At 69.3% G+C, this 11601-nt stretch carries 11 protein-coding genes; 2 read left to right on the top strand and 9 right to left on the bottom strand.

Annotation, left to right across the window (positions count from 1 at the left end):
* Nucleotide 1: 1 nt before the first annotated feature.
* The 9 genes from Aph01nite_RS09780 to Aph01nite_RS09740 form a co-directional block, all read right to left on the bottom strand.
* Nucleotides 2-655 carry an SRPBCC family protein gene (locus Aph01nite_RS09780; protein WP_204040472.1) on the bottom strand — a complete coding sequence of 218 codons (654 nt, stop codon included), beginning with the start codon at nucleotides 653-655 and terminating at the stop codon, nucleotides 2-4.
* Nucleotides 652-822 carry a hypothetical protein gene (locus Aph01nite_RS09775; RefSeq protein WP_204040471.1) on the bottom strand — a complete coding sequence of 57 codons (171 nt, stop codon included), beginning with the start codon at nucleotides 820-822 and terminating at the stop codon, nucleotides 652-654. Before Aph01nite_RS09775 ends, Aph01nite_RS09780 begins: the two co-directional genes overlap by 4 nt.
* A gap of 76 nt (nucleotides 823-898) precedes the next feature.
* Entirely contained in the window at nucleotides 899-2080 is a 1182-nt protein-coding gene (locus Aph01nite_RS09770) for a zinc-dependent alcohol dehydrogenase (RefSeq protein ID WP_204040470.1), read from the bottom strand.
* Between the two features lie 17 nt (nucleotides 2081-2097).
* The gene (locus Aph01nite_RS09765) at nucleotides 2098-2556 is read right to left on the bottom strand and encodes a hypothetical protein (protein WP_204040469.1); all 459 of its coding nucleotides are present in this window, start codon (nucleotides 2554-2556) and stop codon (nucleotides 2098-2100) included.
* Nucleotides 2557-2559: 3 nt separating this feature from the next.
* Nucleotides 2560-4893 (bottom strand): molybdopterin oxidoreductase family protein, encoded by a 2334-nt coding sequence (locus Aph01nite_RS09760; protein WP_204040468.1) that lies wholly within the window; start codon nucleotides 4891-4893, stop codon nucleotides 2560-2562.
* A 5-nt stretch (nucleotides 4894-4898) separates the two neighbouring features.
* On the bottom strand, nucleotides 4899-7079 hold the full coding sequence (locus Aph01nite_RS09755) for a catalase (protein ID WP_204040467.1): 2181 nt from the start codon (nucleotides 7077-7079) through the stop codon (nucleotides 4899-4901).
* Between the two features lies 1 nt (nucleotide 7080).
* Nucleotides 7081-7623, bottom strand: coding sequence for a hemerythrin domain-containing protein (locus tag Aph01nite_RS09750; RefSeq protein WP_275418982.1), 543 nt, complete (start codon nucleotides 7621-7623; stop codon nucleotides 7081-7083).
* A gap of 170 nt (nucleotides 7624-7793) precedes the next feature.
* Nucleotides 7794-8357 carry an AfsR/SARP family transcriptional regulator gene (locus tag Aph01nite_RS09745; RefSeq protein ID WP_204040465.1) on the bottom strand — a complete coding sequence of 188 codons (564 nt, stop codon included), beginning with the start codon at nucleotides 8355-8357 and terminating at the stop codon, nucleotides 7794-7796.
* A gap of 78 nt (nucleotides 8358-8435) precedes the next feature.
* Complete coding sequence (locus Aph01nite_RS09740; protein WP_204040464.1) at nucleotides 8436-9305, bottom strand: metallophosphoesterase family protein; 870 nt, start codon at nucleotides 9303-9305, stop codon at nucleotides 8436-8438.
* Nucleotides 9306-9549: 244 nt separating this feature from the next.
* Here Aph01nite_RS09740 and Aph01nite_RS09735 point away from each other — a divergent pair, with 244 nt between their 5' ends.
* Nucleotides 9550-11142 (top strand): amidohydrolase, encoded by a 1593-nt coding sequence (locus tag Aph01nite_RS09735; RefSeq protein ID WP_204040463.1) that lies wholly within the window; start codon nucleotides 9550-9552, stop codon nucleotides 11140-11142.
* A complete protein-coding gene (locus Aph01nite_RS09730; protein WP_204040462.1) occupies nucleotides 11139-11558 on the top strand; it encodes an ester cyclase in 420 nt (139 codons plus the stop codon). Before Aph01nite_RS09735 ends, Aph01nite_RS09730 begins: the two co-directional genes overlap by 4 nt.
* The last annotated feature ends 43 nt before the right edge of the window (nucleotides 11559-11601 follow it).

Raw genomic sequence — 11601 nt, 5'->3', positions numbered from 1 at the left:
ATCAGCCGTTCGCGTCCTCGGCCGGGGCGAAGTGCTGCACGCCGAAGGCGATGGCCGCCGCGATGTCCTCGTCGCTGACGTTCCACGCGGCCTGGATGACGGCGCCCCAGGCGTGGCAGCTCTGGGTGGCGAACTCCCGGGCCTCGGGTGTGTTCTCCCAGGTCTCCGGGTCGAAGTCGACGCCGTTGAGGAACAGGTCGAGGGCGAGCACGGTGAGGTCCCAGCCGCCGCCGACGCCGATGGTGCCGCCGGGGCCGTAGGTGCGCACCAGCTCGTCGACGATCGCGGCGGGGGAGGAGTGCTCCAGCTCCAGGAGGGTGCCGCCGCCGTCGCCGGGCGCGAGGCGGACTTCGAGCTCGGTGTCCATGCCCGGCCCGAGCGCCCAGGTGACCTTGAGCAGCGTGGGCTTCTCGCAGCGCAGGATCTCCCCGCCCGCGTTGCCCTTGAGCTGGTACGTGCCGCCGAGCCGGAGGTCGCCCTCGACCGGGGCCAGCCACCGGCTGATCCTGTCCGGGTCGGTGCAGGCGTCCCACACGTCCTCGATCGCGGCGTCGTACGTGCGGCGCAGCAGCAGCGACCGGCCCTCGCCCGTGGCCACCGGAAGGTCGCCGATCTCCCGGTGGGTGGCGTTGATCTGGTTGACGATGTCGATCACGTGTCCTCCTCGATTCCCTGATCGGATTCGTTCTCGCGTTCGCCGCGGGCGAGTTCGACGCCCAGCGCGTCCAGGCGCTGGTTCCAGAACTGGCGGACGCGTTCCCACCAGATGGCGACCTCCCGCGGTGACCCCGGGCGCGGGCCCGGACTCCGGAAGAATTTCACCTGTCGCTTATATAAGTCAAGCCTGAATAAAGAGACGGCCGCCCGCGGAGAGCAGACGGCCGTCGTGGCGTACGGGTTACGGCTTGAGCATGATCTTGATGGCTCCGTCCTGCTTCTTCTGGAACATCTCGTAGCCGTGCGGGGCCTGGTCGAGGGGCATCTGGTGGGTGGTGAAGTCCATCAGGCCCAGCGGGTCGGATTCGTCGTTGACCAGCGGGAGCAGGGCGTCGGTCCAGCGGCGTACGTGGGCCTGGCCCATGCTCAGGTTGATGCCCTTGTCGAACATGCGGAGCATCGGGAGCGGGTCGGCGGCGCCGGCGTACAGGCCGACGATGGAGACGGTGCCGCCACGGCGGACCACGTCGATGGACATGGTGAGCGCGGCCAGGCGGTCCACGCCCGCGCTGGTCATCAGGCTGGCGGCGAGCCGGTCGGGCAGCAGGCCGGTCAGGGTGTGGGCGAACTTGGCGGCGGGCGAGCCGTGCGCCTCCATGCCGACCGCGTCGATGACGGAGTCGGGGCCGCGGCCGCCGGTGACCTCGCGGATGGCGTCCCCGACGTCGAGGGTCTCGCTGATGTCGACGATCTCCGCGCCGTGGCGGCTGGCCATGGCGAGGCGTTCGGGGACGGTGTCCACGGCGATGACGCGGTAGCCGAGGTGGCGGGCCATCCTGGCCGCCATCTGGCCGATCGGGCCGAGGCCGAGGACGCCGACGCTGCCGCCGTCGGGGATGCGCGCGTACTGCACGGCCTGCCAGGCGGTGGGCAGCACGTCGGAGAGGTACAGGTACCGCTCGTCGGGAGGACCCTCCGGGACCTTGATCGGGCCGAACTGGGCCTGCGGGACGCGCAGGTACTCGGCCTGGGCGCCGGGGACCTGGCCGTACAGCTTGGTGTAGCCGAACAGGGCCGCGCCGGTGCCGTGCTCGCGGCTGGCCGTGGTCTCGCACTGCGCGTACAGGCGGTGGGCGCACATCAGGCAGTGGCCGCAGGAGATGTTGAACGGGATGACCACGCGGTCCCCGGGTCTGATGTTGGTGATGTCGGAGCCGACCTCGGTGACGATGCCCATGGGTTCGTGGCCGAGGATGTCGCCTTCGCCGAGGAACGGGCCGAGCACCTCGTACAGGTGGAGGTCGGAGCCGCAGATGGCGGTCGAGGTCACCTTGATGATGGCGTCGTTGGGCTCTTTGATCGCGGGATCGGGCACGTTCTCGACGCGGACGTCGCGCTTTCCGTGCCAGGTGAGAGCTTTCACTGTTCCTCCTCTGATCGTTACGAGGCCACGACGAGCGTCTGGGGGGCGGCCTGCCTCAACCGGTTCCGCAGCCAGAGCAGCTGGATCGCGCTCTCGCCTTCGCTTTCCCGGACGACGGTGAGCAGTTCCTGGTCGCGGGCGCCCTGCGCGGCCTGGCCGACCAGCGTCCAGGAGATGTCGCACTCCGCGGCCATCAGGTAGAGATCGTGCAGATCGCGCAGCAGGGCGAGCCCGCCGGTACGGCTGCCGGAGAACAGGTTGGAGTGCAGCCGTTCGCACTCGACGGGCGCCTGCTCCCCGTAACGGGCGGCCAGCGGGCCGAGCCGCCGGGCGTGCGCGGAGCACTGGCCGGCGAAGGTGTAGCAGAGGTAGTGCACGTCTGGTTCGGCGCAGTGGGCGTGCGCCACCTCCAGGTACGCCCGCTCCAGGGCGCATTCGGCGTGGTACAGCAGGCCGAGATAGTGGGCCAGATGCATTGGTCACGGCTCCTCGGGCTCGACGCGTACGGCGGCGATCTTGTAGAGAGGCTGCTTGGAGACGGGGTCCCAGACGGTCATGGTGAGTTCGTTGGCGGCACGGGCGTTGTCGGCCTCGGGGCCGGCGGCACCGAAGTCCCAGTAGCCGTAGTGGAAGGGCAGGAAGATCGTGCCCTGGCGGATCGGGCGGATCCGGGCGGGCGCGTGGATCACGCCGCGGCGGGATTCGACGCGGAGCAGGTCGCCCTCCTTCAGGTGCAGGTCCGCCGCGTCCTCCGGGTTCACCTCGACCCAGACGTCGGGCGCGGCGTGCTGGAGTCGCGGCGCTCTGGCCGTCTTGGTACGGGTGTGGAAGTGGTAGAGCGTCCGGCCGGTGATGAGCTGCATCGGATAGTCGGAGTCGGGCGTCTCGGGAGCCGGCTGGTAGTGGACGGCGTGCAGGAAGGCGCATCCGTCCGGGTGCCGGGCCCGGTAGTGGGCGCCGTCGTATTCGGCTCCGCTGGCGAGGTGGTACCCGTAGGTCTGGCAGTGGTCCGGGTCGGTGGGGAAACGCCCGTCGCGGTAGAGGCGTTCGGTGCCGCCGGGCGCCTGGGCCGTGCAGGGCCACTGGATTCCGGCGCTGCCGCGCAGGCGGTCGTAGCCGAGGTGGGTGTAGTCGCAGGGCCGCCCGGCCGAGCAGGCCTGCCAGGCGCGGAACGCCGACTCCGGGTCGGTCCAGCCGATGAGCGGGTCGCCGTCCCGGTCGCGGAAGTCCATCCGGCGCGCGTAGTCCAGGAAGATGTCCAGGTCGCTGCGGGCCAGCCCGGGCGGTTCCACGGCCTTGTCGGACAGATGCACCGTACGGTCGGAGTTGGTGAGCGTGCCCTGCTTCTCCCCCCAGGCCGCCGCCGGCAGGACGACGTCCGCGAGCATGCCCGTCTCCGTCAGGAACAGGTCCTGCACGACCACGAACAGGTCGGGACGGGACAGGATGCGCCGGATCCGCGGCAGGTCGGGCAGCGACACGGCGGGATTGGTGGCCGTGATCCACAGCAGCTCGACGGACCCCAGTTCGGCGTAGCGGAAGACCTGCATGGCGTGGGTGGGCGGCGACCAGTGCGGGATCGTCAGCGGGTCCACGTTCCACAGCTCGGCCAGTTCCCGGACATGGTCGGGATTGGCCCAGTTGCGGAAGCCCGGCAGGTCGCCGTCGGCCCCGGTCTCGCGGGTGTTCTGGGCGCTGGGCTGCCCGTTCATCTGGAGCACGCCCGCCCCTGGCCTGCCGATCATGCCGCGCAGCAGGTGCACGTTGTTGACCTGGCAGGCGGCGGCGGTCGCCTGGTTGGACTGGTAGAAGCCCTGGAGCACGGTGGAGAGCAGCCGCTCGGCGGTGCCGACGAGCTCCGCGGCCTGCTCGATCCTGGCGGCGGGCACGTCGCAGATCTCGGCGGCCCGGCTGACCGGGTAGCCGGCGGTGACCCGTTCGAGCTCCTCGAACCCGGCGGTGTGCCGGGCGACGTACGCCTCGTCGCACCACCCCCGCACGATCAGCTCGCGGATGAGCGCGTTCATCAGCGCCAGGTTGGTGCCGGGCCGTACGGCGAGGTGCACGTCGGCCTCCTCGGCCACCGCGGTGAGCCGGGGGTCGACGGCGAGCATGGCGGGCGGGTCCGTGCCGCGGCGGCGGTCGAGCATGCGCGACCAGAGCACGTCCTGGCTCTCGGCGACGTTGTGGCCCCACAGGGCGATGGCGTCGCAGTGGTCGACGTCGGTGTAGGAGCCCGGCTGGCCGTCCGTGCCGAAGCTGGCCTTCAGGGCGGCCGCGGCGGTGGCGGTGCAGAGCCGGGTGTTGCCGTCCATGTGCGGGGTGCCGATGCCGGCTTTGCCGAGGACGGCGAGGGTGTAGTACTCCTCCAGGAAGAGCTGGCCGCTGGTGTGGAAGCCGATCTTCCCCCAGCCGCCGGGCGAGGCGAGCAGCTGCCGGGAGCGTTCGACGATCCGGCCCATCGCGGTCTCCCAGTCGGTTTCGACGAGTTCGCCGCCTTCGCGGATGAGGGGCGTGGTGAGGCGGTCGGGGCTGGCGTTGGCCTGCCAGCCGTACAGGTCCTTCGGGCCGAGGCGGCCGTGGTTGATCCGGTCGTCGGCCCGGCCCCGGACGCCGACGATCCTGCCGTCCCGTACGGCGATGTCGAGGCCGTCGCCGTTGGAGTGCAGGACGGAGACGGCCTGCACCCAACGGTCGACGTCCTCTTCCGTGAGCCCTTCCGCGAGTTGCTCGTCCACCCTGATCGGCCAGGGGCCATCCCTGGGGCCGAAAGGTGTGCGCCGGCCCCAGGGCTCGTCGATGCGGTCGGCCATCAGGCTCACGTCGCTGGGAACCGGTCCCAGACGCGGTGCCGGCCCAGCAGGTCGGTCACGGCGCCCAGCACGGCGGCCGGGTCGGAGGCGATGACCACGCCGGGAGCGTCGGTCGCGATGCCCGCCGCGTCGAACGCGGTCGCGGCGTCGCCCCAGCCGCCCAGCGGCTTGGCGTGCCGGTACGCCTCGTGCAGCAGCAGCGACACCCGCGGATCGACCACCATGGCGGCCTTGCCGTTGGCGGCCTTCGCGTCCCGGGCGCCCCGGGCGTCCCGGCCGGGCGCGGGCATCCCGGCGACCAGCACGGCGTCGAACTCCACCGACCTGGCCCCCGCGAACGTGCTCCCCACCGGGATCGGGTCGCCGCGGCCGGTCAGCATGCCGCCGCTGGCCGCGATGACCACGGGCACCATGCCCGCCTCCAGCACGGCCTGGCGTACCGTGCGGAGGGCGTCGAGGTCGTTGTCGCCGGCCACGATGCCGATCATCCGGCCGGTGGTCGGCCAGGTCCGGCCCACCTGGGACAGCGCGGGGCTGGGCCGTACCTGCGCGGGAGAGCCCGTGGGCGCGGGCAGGCCGAGCCCTTCGGCCACCTGCCGGCACAGCTCGGCGTCGATCTCGGCCAGCACCCGCAGCACGCGCTCGCGGATGGCCGTCTCGGTGACCTTGCTCAGCTCGAAGGTGTACGCGCCGACGATGTGGTCACGCTCGACCGGCGACATGCTCAGCCAGAACATCCTCGGCTGGCTGAAGTGGTCGTCGAAGGACGGCGGCGCCTCCCGCACCCTGGCCCCCTGCACGGGCACCGGCACCTCGACGTAGCCGCCTTCGGCCGCTCCCGCGGTGAACGGGCAGCCGCCGTCCAGCGAGTTCGGCCGGTACGGCGCGACTCCGGTGTGCACGGCGGTCTGGTGCATGCCGTCCCGCAGCATGTCGTTGGTCTGGTTGTGCGGGCGGTTGATCGGCAACTGCGCGAAGTTGGGCCCGCCCAGCCGGGTGATCTGGGTGTCCAGGTACGAGAAGAGCCGGCCGGCCAGCAGCGGGTCGTCGGTGACGTCGATCCCGGGCACCAGGTGGCCGACGTGGAAGGCCACCTGCTCGGTCTCGGCGAAGAAGTTGACCGGGTTCGCGGTCAGCGCCATCGACCCGATCGGCTGCACGGGCGCCAGCTCCTCCGGGACGATCTTGGTCGGGTCCAGGAGGTCGATGCCCTCGAAGGTCTGCTCCGGCGTGTCCGGGAAGACCTGGACGCCGAACTCCCACTCCGGGAAGATCCCCGACTCGATGGCGTCGGCGAGGTCGCGGCGGTGGAAGTCGGGATCGATCCCGCTGATCAGCTGCGCCTCCTCCCAGACCAGGGAGTGCACGCCCGCCTTCGGCTTCCAGTGGAACTTGACCAGCGCCGTCCCGCCGTCCGCCGCCACCAGGCGGAAGGTGTGCACGCCGAAGCCCTCCATGGTGCGGAACGAGCGCGGGATGCCCCGGTCGGACATGTTCCACATCGTGTGGTGGGTGGCCTCGGTGTGCAGGGAGACGAAGTCCCAGAACGTGTCGTGCGCGCTCTGCGCCTGCGGGATCTCCCGGTCCGGGTGCGGCTTGCCGGCGTGGATGACGTCCGGGAACTTGATCGCGTCCTGGATGAAGAACACCGGGATGTTGTTGCCGACCAGGTCGAAGACGCCTTCGCTGGTGTAGAACTTGGTCGCGAAGCCGCGGGTGTCCCGGACGGTGTCGGCCGAGCCGCGGGAGCCCAGCACGGTGGAGAATCGCACGAAGACCGGCGTCTCCACGCCCTCCGCGAGGAAGGCGGCTTTGGTGATGTTCGACGCGGTGCCGTACGCGCGGAAGATGCCGTGCGCGGCCGCGCCACGGGCGTGCACCACCCGCTCCGGGATGCGCTCGTGGTCGAAATGGGTGATCTTTTCCCGCAGGTGGTGGTCCCGGAGCAGGACCGGCCCGCGGGAGCCCGCCTTGAGCGAGTGGTCGGTGTCGGGCAGCCGCACACCCTGGGCGTTGGTCAGGTACGGCCCGCCCTGCGCCCGGGTGGCCTGCGGGGCGCCCGTGGGCTGCCCGGTCGGGCTGAGGTAGTCGGGGCCACGCTGGTCGGGCGGAGGCGGGAGCGGATCGCGAGGCTCGGTCGGCTCGTCGATCGGCACGGGCCTTCCGGGCGTCTCCGGCTTGGCCATGTCAGCTCTTGCCCATGGCGGCGCGGATGGCGTCCCGGGTGCGGTCCATGATCGCGGTCGGCGGGCCGAGCAGGAGGTTCTTCATCGCGGACTCCACGCCCGGATGCGGACGCGTGGGCGCAAGGGCCTCCGCGGCCTTCACGCCTGCGGTCATGGCCCGTAGCTGGGGACCGCTGGCCTCCTCCCGCAGCTTGGCGAACTCGTACAGCTCCTCGGCTTCGGCGTGCGCGAGGACGTCGGTGCGGAACTCGTCGAAGAGCTTCGGGAAGTCGGGATGATCCGTGCCCATCTCGTCCAGCTGGGCCAGCATCTCCTTGCCTTCCTTCTCCTCCCGCAGACGGTCCTTGACCACCTTGTCGCCCCCGGGGAAGGCCTTCCGGGCGTACGGGTGGACCAGTTCCTCCTCGGCGGTCTCATGGACGGCCAGGAGGCGGACCAGATGCCGGAACAAGTCCTGGCGCGCGGGGCCCTTCGCCTTGGTGACCTCGTCGAACAGTGATCGGATCTCTTCGTGCTGGCGCATCAGGAAAGTGATTACATCCATATCGTCTTCGCGCATGGCCATCCTCCGTAGGTCGGTTGATGGGCAACCATGCCCCCGAATATCCGATCAAATCTGGATAAATGGGGCATCGCGGGAGAATTGGTGGGGCTGTGGGGGAGTGCGCATCGATTGATGGGCGAACGGTTACCTCGCACCCCGCAGGTCGCGGATCACGGGTGGTCCGCGACGGCCCGCGGCGCCGCCTCCGCGTGGGCACGCCGGGCCCGCCGCAGCAGCTGGGCGTGGAGCACGCGCGCCGGCCGCGCCCACTCCGCCTCCTCCCCGCCCAGTACGGCACCGTCGAGCAACCCCAGCCCCCGTACGGCCGCCGCCACCGCCGCCCCCGGCTGACCCCCCGACAGGTACGCCTCCGCCTGCCCCACGAACGCGGCCGCCTCGGCCAGATCGACCCGGACGCCCTCCCCGAGCCGGTACCCCCCGATCCGGCTCCCCTCGATCACCTCGGATCCGAGGACCGCCCGCACCCGGCTGACCAGCGTGGCCACGTTCTCGCCGGGCTGCCGCGGCGCCTGCCCGCCCCACACCGCCTCGACCACCAGCTCCAGCGGCACCAGCTGCGCCCACCGGACGGCCAGCAGGGTCAGCAGGGTGCGCGCCTTGAGGCTCCCCACCTTCGGCCCGTGCACCGGCACCCCGTCCCGGTACACGCGGAAGTCACCGACCAGCCCCAGCCACAGTCCCGGCCCGGGGTTCTCGGTGCGTTGCGTGGCCATGAGGTCGTCCACCTAGACGTCGATCGCGGAGCCGAGGACATCAAGGGGGCGTTCCATCCCGTTCCACGCCGTTCCACCTCAGGCGAACAGCTCCCGCAGGTCGAGGTCGTCGCCGCGGACGTCGGCCAGCCAGGCGTCGTGCACGTACTCGAACGCGTACGTCTCGGTGTCGAGCACCGCGATGCTCCCGGCGGCGACGCGCTGGTCCGGATTGACCGGGTCCGGGCTCCATCGGGTGATCTTCGGCGGCACCAGCTGGGCCAGCGCGTACGAGCGGGTGCGGCCGTAGACGCGGTCGCCGTTCTCGTGGTGGTAGTGGCCGCTGACGTGCAGGCGCGGCTGGAGGCGTTCGATCAGGCGGGTCAGCTTGGCGGAGCCCTGCACGACGCCGTGCACGTTCCGCGACATCCCGTACGGGCCCTCGTGGGTGATCAGGATGTCCACGCTGCCGGGCTCGGCGTTCTCGAACATCGCGTACGCCTCCGGGTCGAAGTCCATCTTGCCCGGCACGTCCACCATGCCGAGGAAACCCACCCGCCGGCCGCCGACGTCGAGGATCTGGCCGCAGGTGACGTGGTGGTAGGCCCCGAGCGGATCCACCGGGGTCACGTCGGCGCCGGCCGCCCGGTGGAGGGTTTCGAGCCAGTCGTGGTCCTCGTGGTTGCCGCTGACGAACAGGAACGGCGGAACCTGGGCGAGCGCCAGCCGTACGCCTTCGGCGAGTTCGGGGGTGGGGTCGAGCAGCCGGAAGAAGTCGCCCTGGGCCGGGCTGTCCGCGCCGAACCGGCGGCTGGGCGCGTCCCAGCGTTCGGGGGAGGGGAACGCGCCGAGGTCGCCGACCTGGATCGACGCGCCGAGCTCGACGCCGCGCCGATCCTGGAGGAGAACGGCCGCACCCAGCGCGTGCAGCACATATCCGTGGACGTCACCAAAAAACGCGATCTTCATCGTGCCTCGAGTCTAGAGAGTTTCAAAGGCTGATGGATCGTAATTCTCTCCTGCGGTGTGGGGGCGGTCCTAGAGCACAGGACTGCTTCCGATTTCGTCCTGAGCCGGTTCCCGAATCGCCTCACGTCGCAGCGTCGAGCCTCTCTAGCGTCCTAACTACTCGCCTAGAAGGACACATCGAGACCATGGTCCAGATGTACACCCATCTCTAAGCGGAGCGAGCAACGGAAAGTTCGAGGCGTGAATGAAGACAGCTTACGTAAACGGACGCGTATACACCGTTGAATCAGACACCCCGTGGGCCGAAGCGATACTGGTAACGGACGGGATCATCGAGCTGGTCGGGTCCAATCGCCGAGTCCTCGCATCCCTGCCCGACGAGACCATCGATCTTGAGGGCCACCTGGTGATACCGGGAATTCACGACGCGCACGCTCACCTGCTGTACAGCGGCCAGAAATTCCAGTTCGAGGCACGCTTGACGCCCGGCGGCGGGCCAGACGAGGTCGTCGCCGATCTGCACCGCCACCTCGAAACCGCACCGGCCGATCTCGTGGACGCCCAAGGTCATCGTTGGATCGTCGGAGGCGACTTCCTCCCTTTCTCATTTTCCCCCGGGAAACTCCACAAGCAGTTCTTGGACGAGGCCTTTCCCGACAGGCCGGTATTCCTCTACGACTACTCGATCCACCACGGCCTCGCCAATTCCAAGGCGCTCGAGATCGCAGGGATCACCGAAGATGTCGAAGATCCGCCTGGAGGCCGATTCGTTCGTGACGATTCGGGCAACCTGACCGGTGAACTCGTCGCGCACGCGAGATGGCCGGTGATGCGCGCCATCCCCCAGTTCGCCGACGAAGTCAATCTCGCTGCTCTCCAGTGGGCCGTTCGCACCTGCAGCAGCTTCGGGATCACATCGATTCAGGAAGCCTCGGCCACGCGGGCCGAGTTGGACGCGCTCAACGAGCTCGACCGGCGCGGCGACCTGCCCCTCCACGTTGCGGCTCATCTTGTCTGGCGAGAAGAGGGTTTCGGCCGGGCTTCGGCGGAAGAGCTGGAACACGTGCTGAGGCGGCGAGACGACTGGAGGTCCGAGCACGTCGATACCCGCTTCGCGAAGGTCTGGTTGGACGGCGTGCCGTTGCCTCCGCACGTGAACAACTGCACGCTCGACGCCGAAGATCAGGTCGACGAGGAGACGGTGTTCGTCGCGAAGGATGAGCTTGTCGCGCTCCTCGCCGATTTGGATGCCGATGGGGTCACGCTGAAGCTCCACTGCGCGGGTGACGGTTCGGTACGCTACGCGCTTGACGCCATTGACAAGTTACGTCGAATCAACGGCACAAGCGGTGTCGTGCACGAGATCGCTCATACGGCGTTCGTCAGCGAGTCCGACAAGAGCAGGTTCGCCGACCTGGATGTCACCGCCGAGATGTCTCCCGCCATCTGGCATATCCCGGAATTCGGGCTCGGAGCAGCTTTTCCTTTTCGCACGGTGCTCGCGAACAACGCGCGGATGACGGTGGGATCCGATTGGATCATCACCCCGACTCCGAATCCCTTCCCGCCTCTGCAGGGAATGATGGATCACGGCTCCGAGTCGATCGATATGTATGCCGCAGTTCGCGCTTTGACGTTGTCCGGCGCTGAAGCCGTCGGGCGATCGGACACGCGCGGCTCGTTGCGACGCGGGAAATCGGCGGACTTCGTCGTTCTGGATCGTGATCTCTTCGAGATCGACGCATCTGAGATCGGCGGAACTGAGGTGTTGCGCACGGTATTCGAAGGTCGATCCGTCTATGTGCGTGACGACACAAGAGAGGGGCAGGAATCATGACGAACCACGAGAAGCAGAGCGCTGAAGAGCTCTATGAGGCCTTTAGCAAGCATGACCGAGAGGCATGGCTTGCCAAGTTCTCACCCACGTCGATCTGGCGGGACGTCCCCAGCGGGCAGATCCATGTCGGCGCCAGTGGCCAGGAGGACAACTATGCGTTCTGGAGCACTCCGTTCCCGAACGGAACCGTGAAGGACGTGGTCGTTCACGCGGGCGACGGATTCGCCGTGTGCGAGGTCGTCGGCGTCGGGACGCACGAGGGTCCCCTCCAGACACCCGGTGGAGTGGTGGAGGCCACCGGTGTCTCTGCGAGCATCGCCATCTGCGATGTCCACAAGTTCTCCGAGGACGGACTGATCGTCGAGACGCACCGCTACTGGGATCTCGCCGGGGCGGCCGCTCAGCTGGGCTTGTAGTAGCCGCCGGAGGGCCTCCTGCGGGAACCGCCGACATCGTGCG

The organism is Acrocarpospora phusangensis, assembly GCF_016862995.1.
In the GTDB taxonomy this organism is placed as follows: Bacteria; Actinomycetota; Actinomycetes; order Streptosporangiales; family Streptosporangiaceae; genus Acrocarpospora; species Acrocarpospora phusangensis.
The sequence above is the reverse complement of the archived record's forward strand: the minus strand, read 5'-3'. Positions and strand labels throughout refer to the sequence as shown.

Excerpts from the sequence above, each read along its gene's own strand:
- Aph01nite_RS09745 (WP_204040465.1), bottom strand. The coding sequence starts at position 8,357 with ATGGCCACGCAACGCACCGAGAACCCCGGGCCGGGACTGTGGCTGGGG.
- Aph01nite_RS09755 (WP_204040467.1), bottom strand. The coding sequence starts at position 7,079 with ATGGCCAAGCCGGAGACGCCCGGAAGGCCCGTGCCGATCGACGAGCCG.
- Aph01nite_RS09735 (WP_204040463.1), top strand. The coding sequence starts at position 9,550 with ATGAAGACAGCTTACGTAAACGGACGCGTATACACCGTTGAATCAGAC.
- Aph01nite_RS09750 (WP_275418982.1), bottom strand. The coding sequence starts at position 7,623 with ATGGATGTAATCACTTTCCTGATGCGCCAGCACGAAGAGATCCGATCA.
- Aph01nite_RS09740 (WP_204040464.1), bottom strand. The coding sequence starts at position 9,305 with ATGAAGATCGCGTTTTTTGGTGACGTCCACGGATATGTGCTGCACGCG.
- Aph01nite_RS09730 (WP_204040462.1), top strand. The coding sequence starts at position 11,139 with ATGACGAACCACGAGAAGCAGAGCGCTGAAGAGCTCTATGAGGCCTTT.
- Aph01nite_RS09765 (WP_204040469.1), bottom strand. The coding sequence starts at position 2,556 with ATGCATCTGGCCCACTATCTCGGCCTGCTGTACCACGCCGAATGCGCC.
- Aph01nite_RS09760 (WP_204040468.1), bottom strand. The coding sequence starts at position 4,893 with ATGGCCGACCGCATCGACGAGCCCTGGGGCCGGCGCACACCTTTCGGC.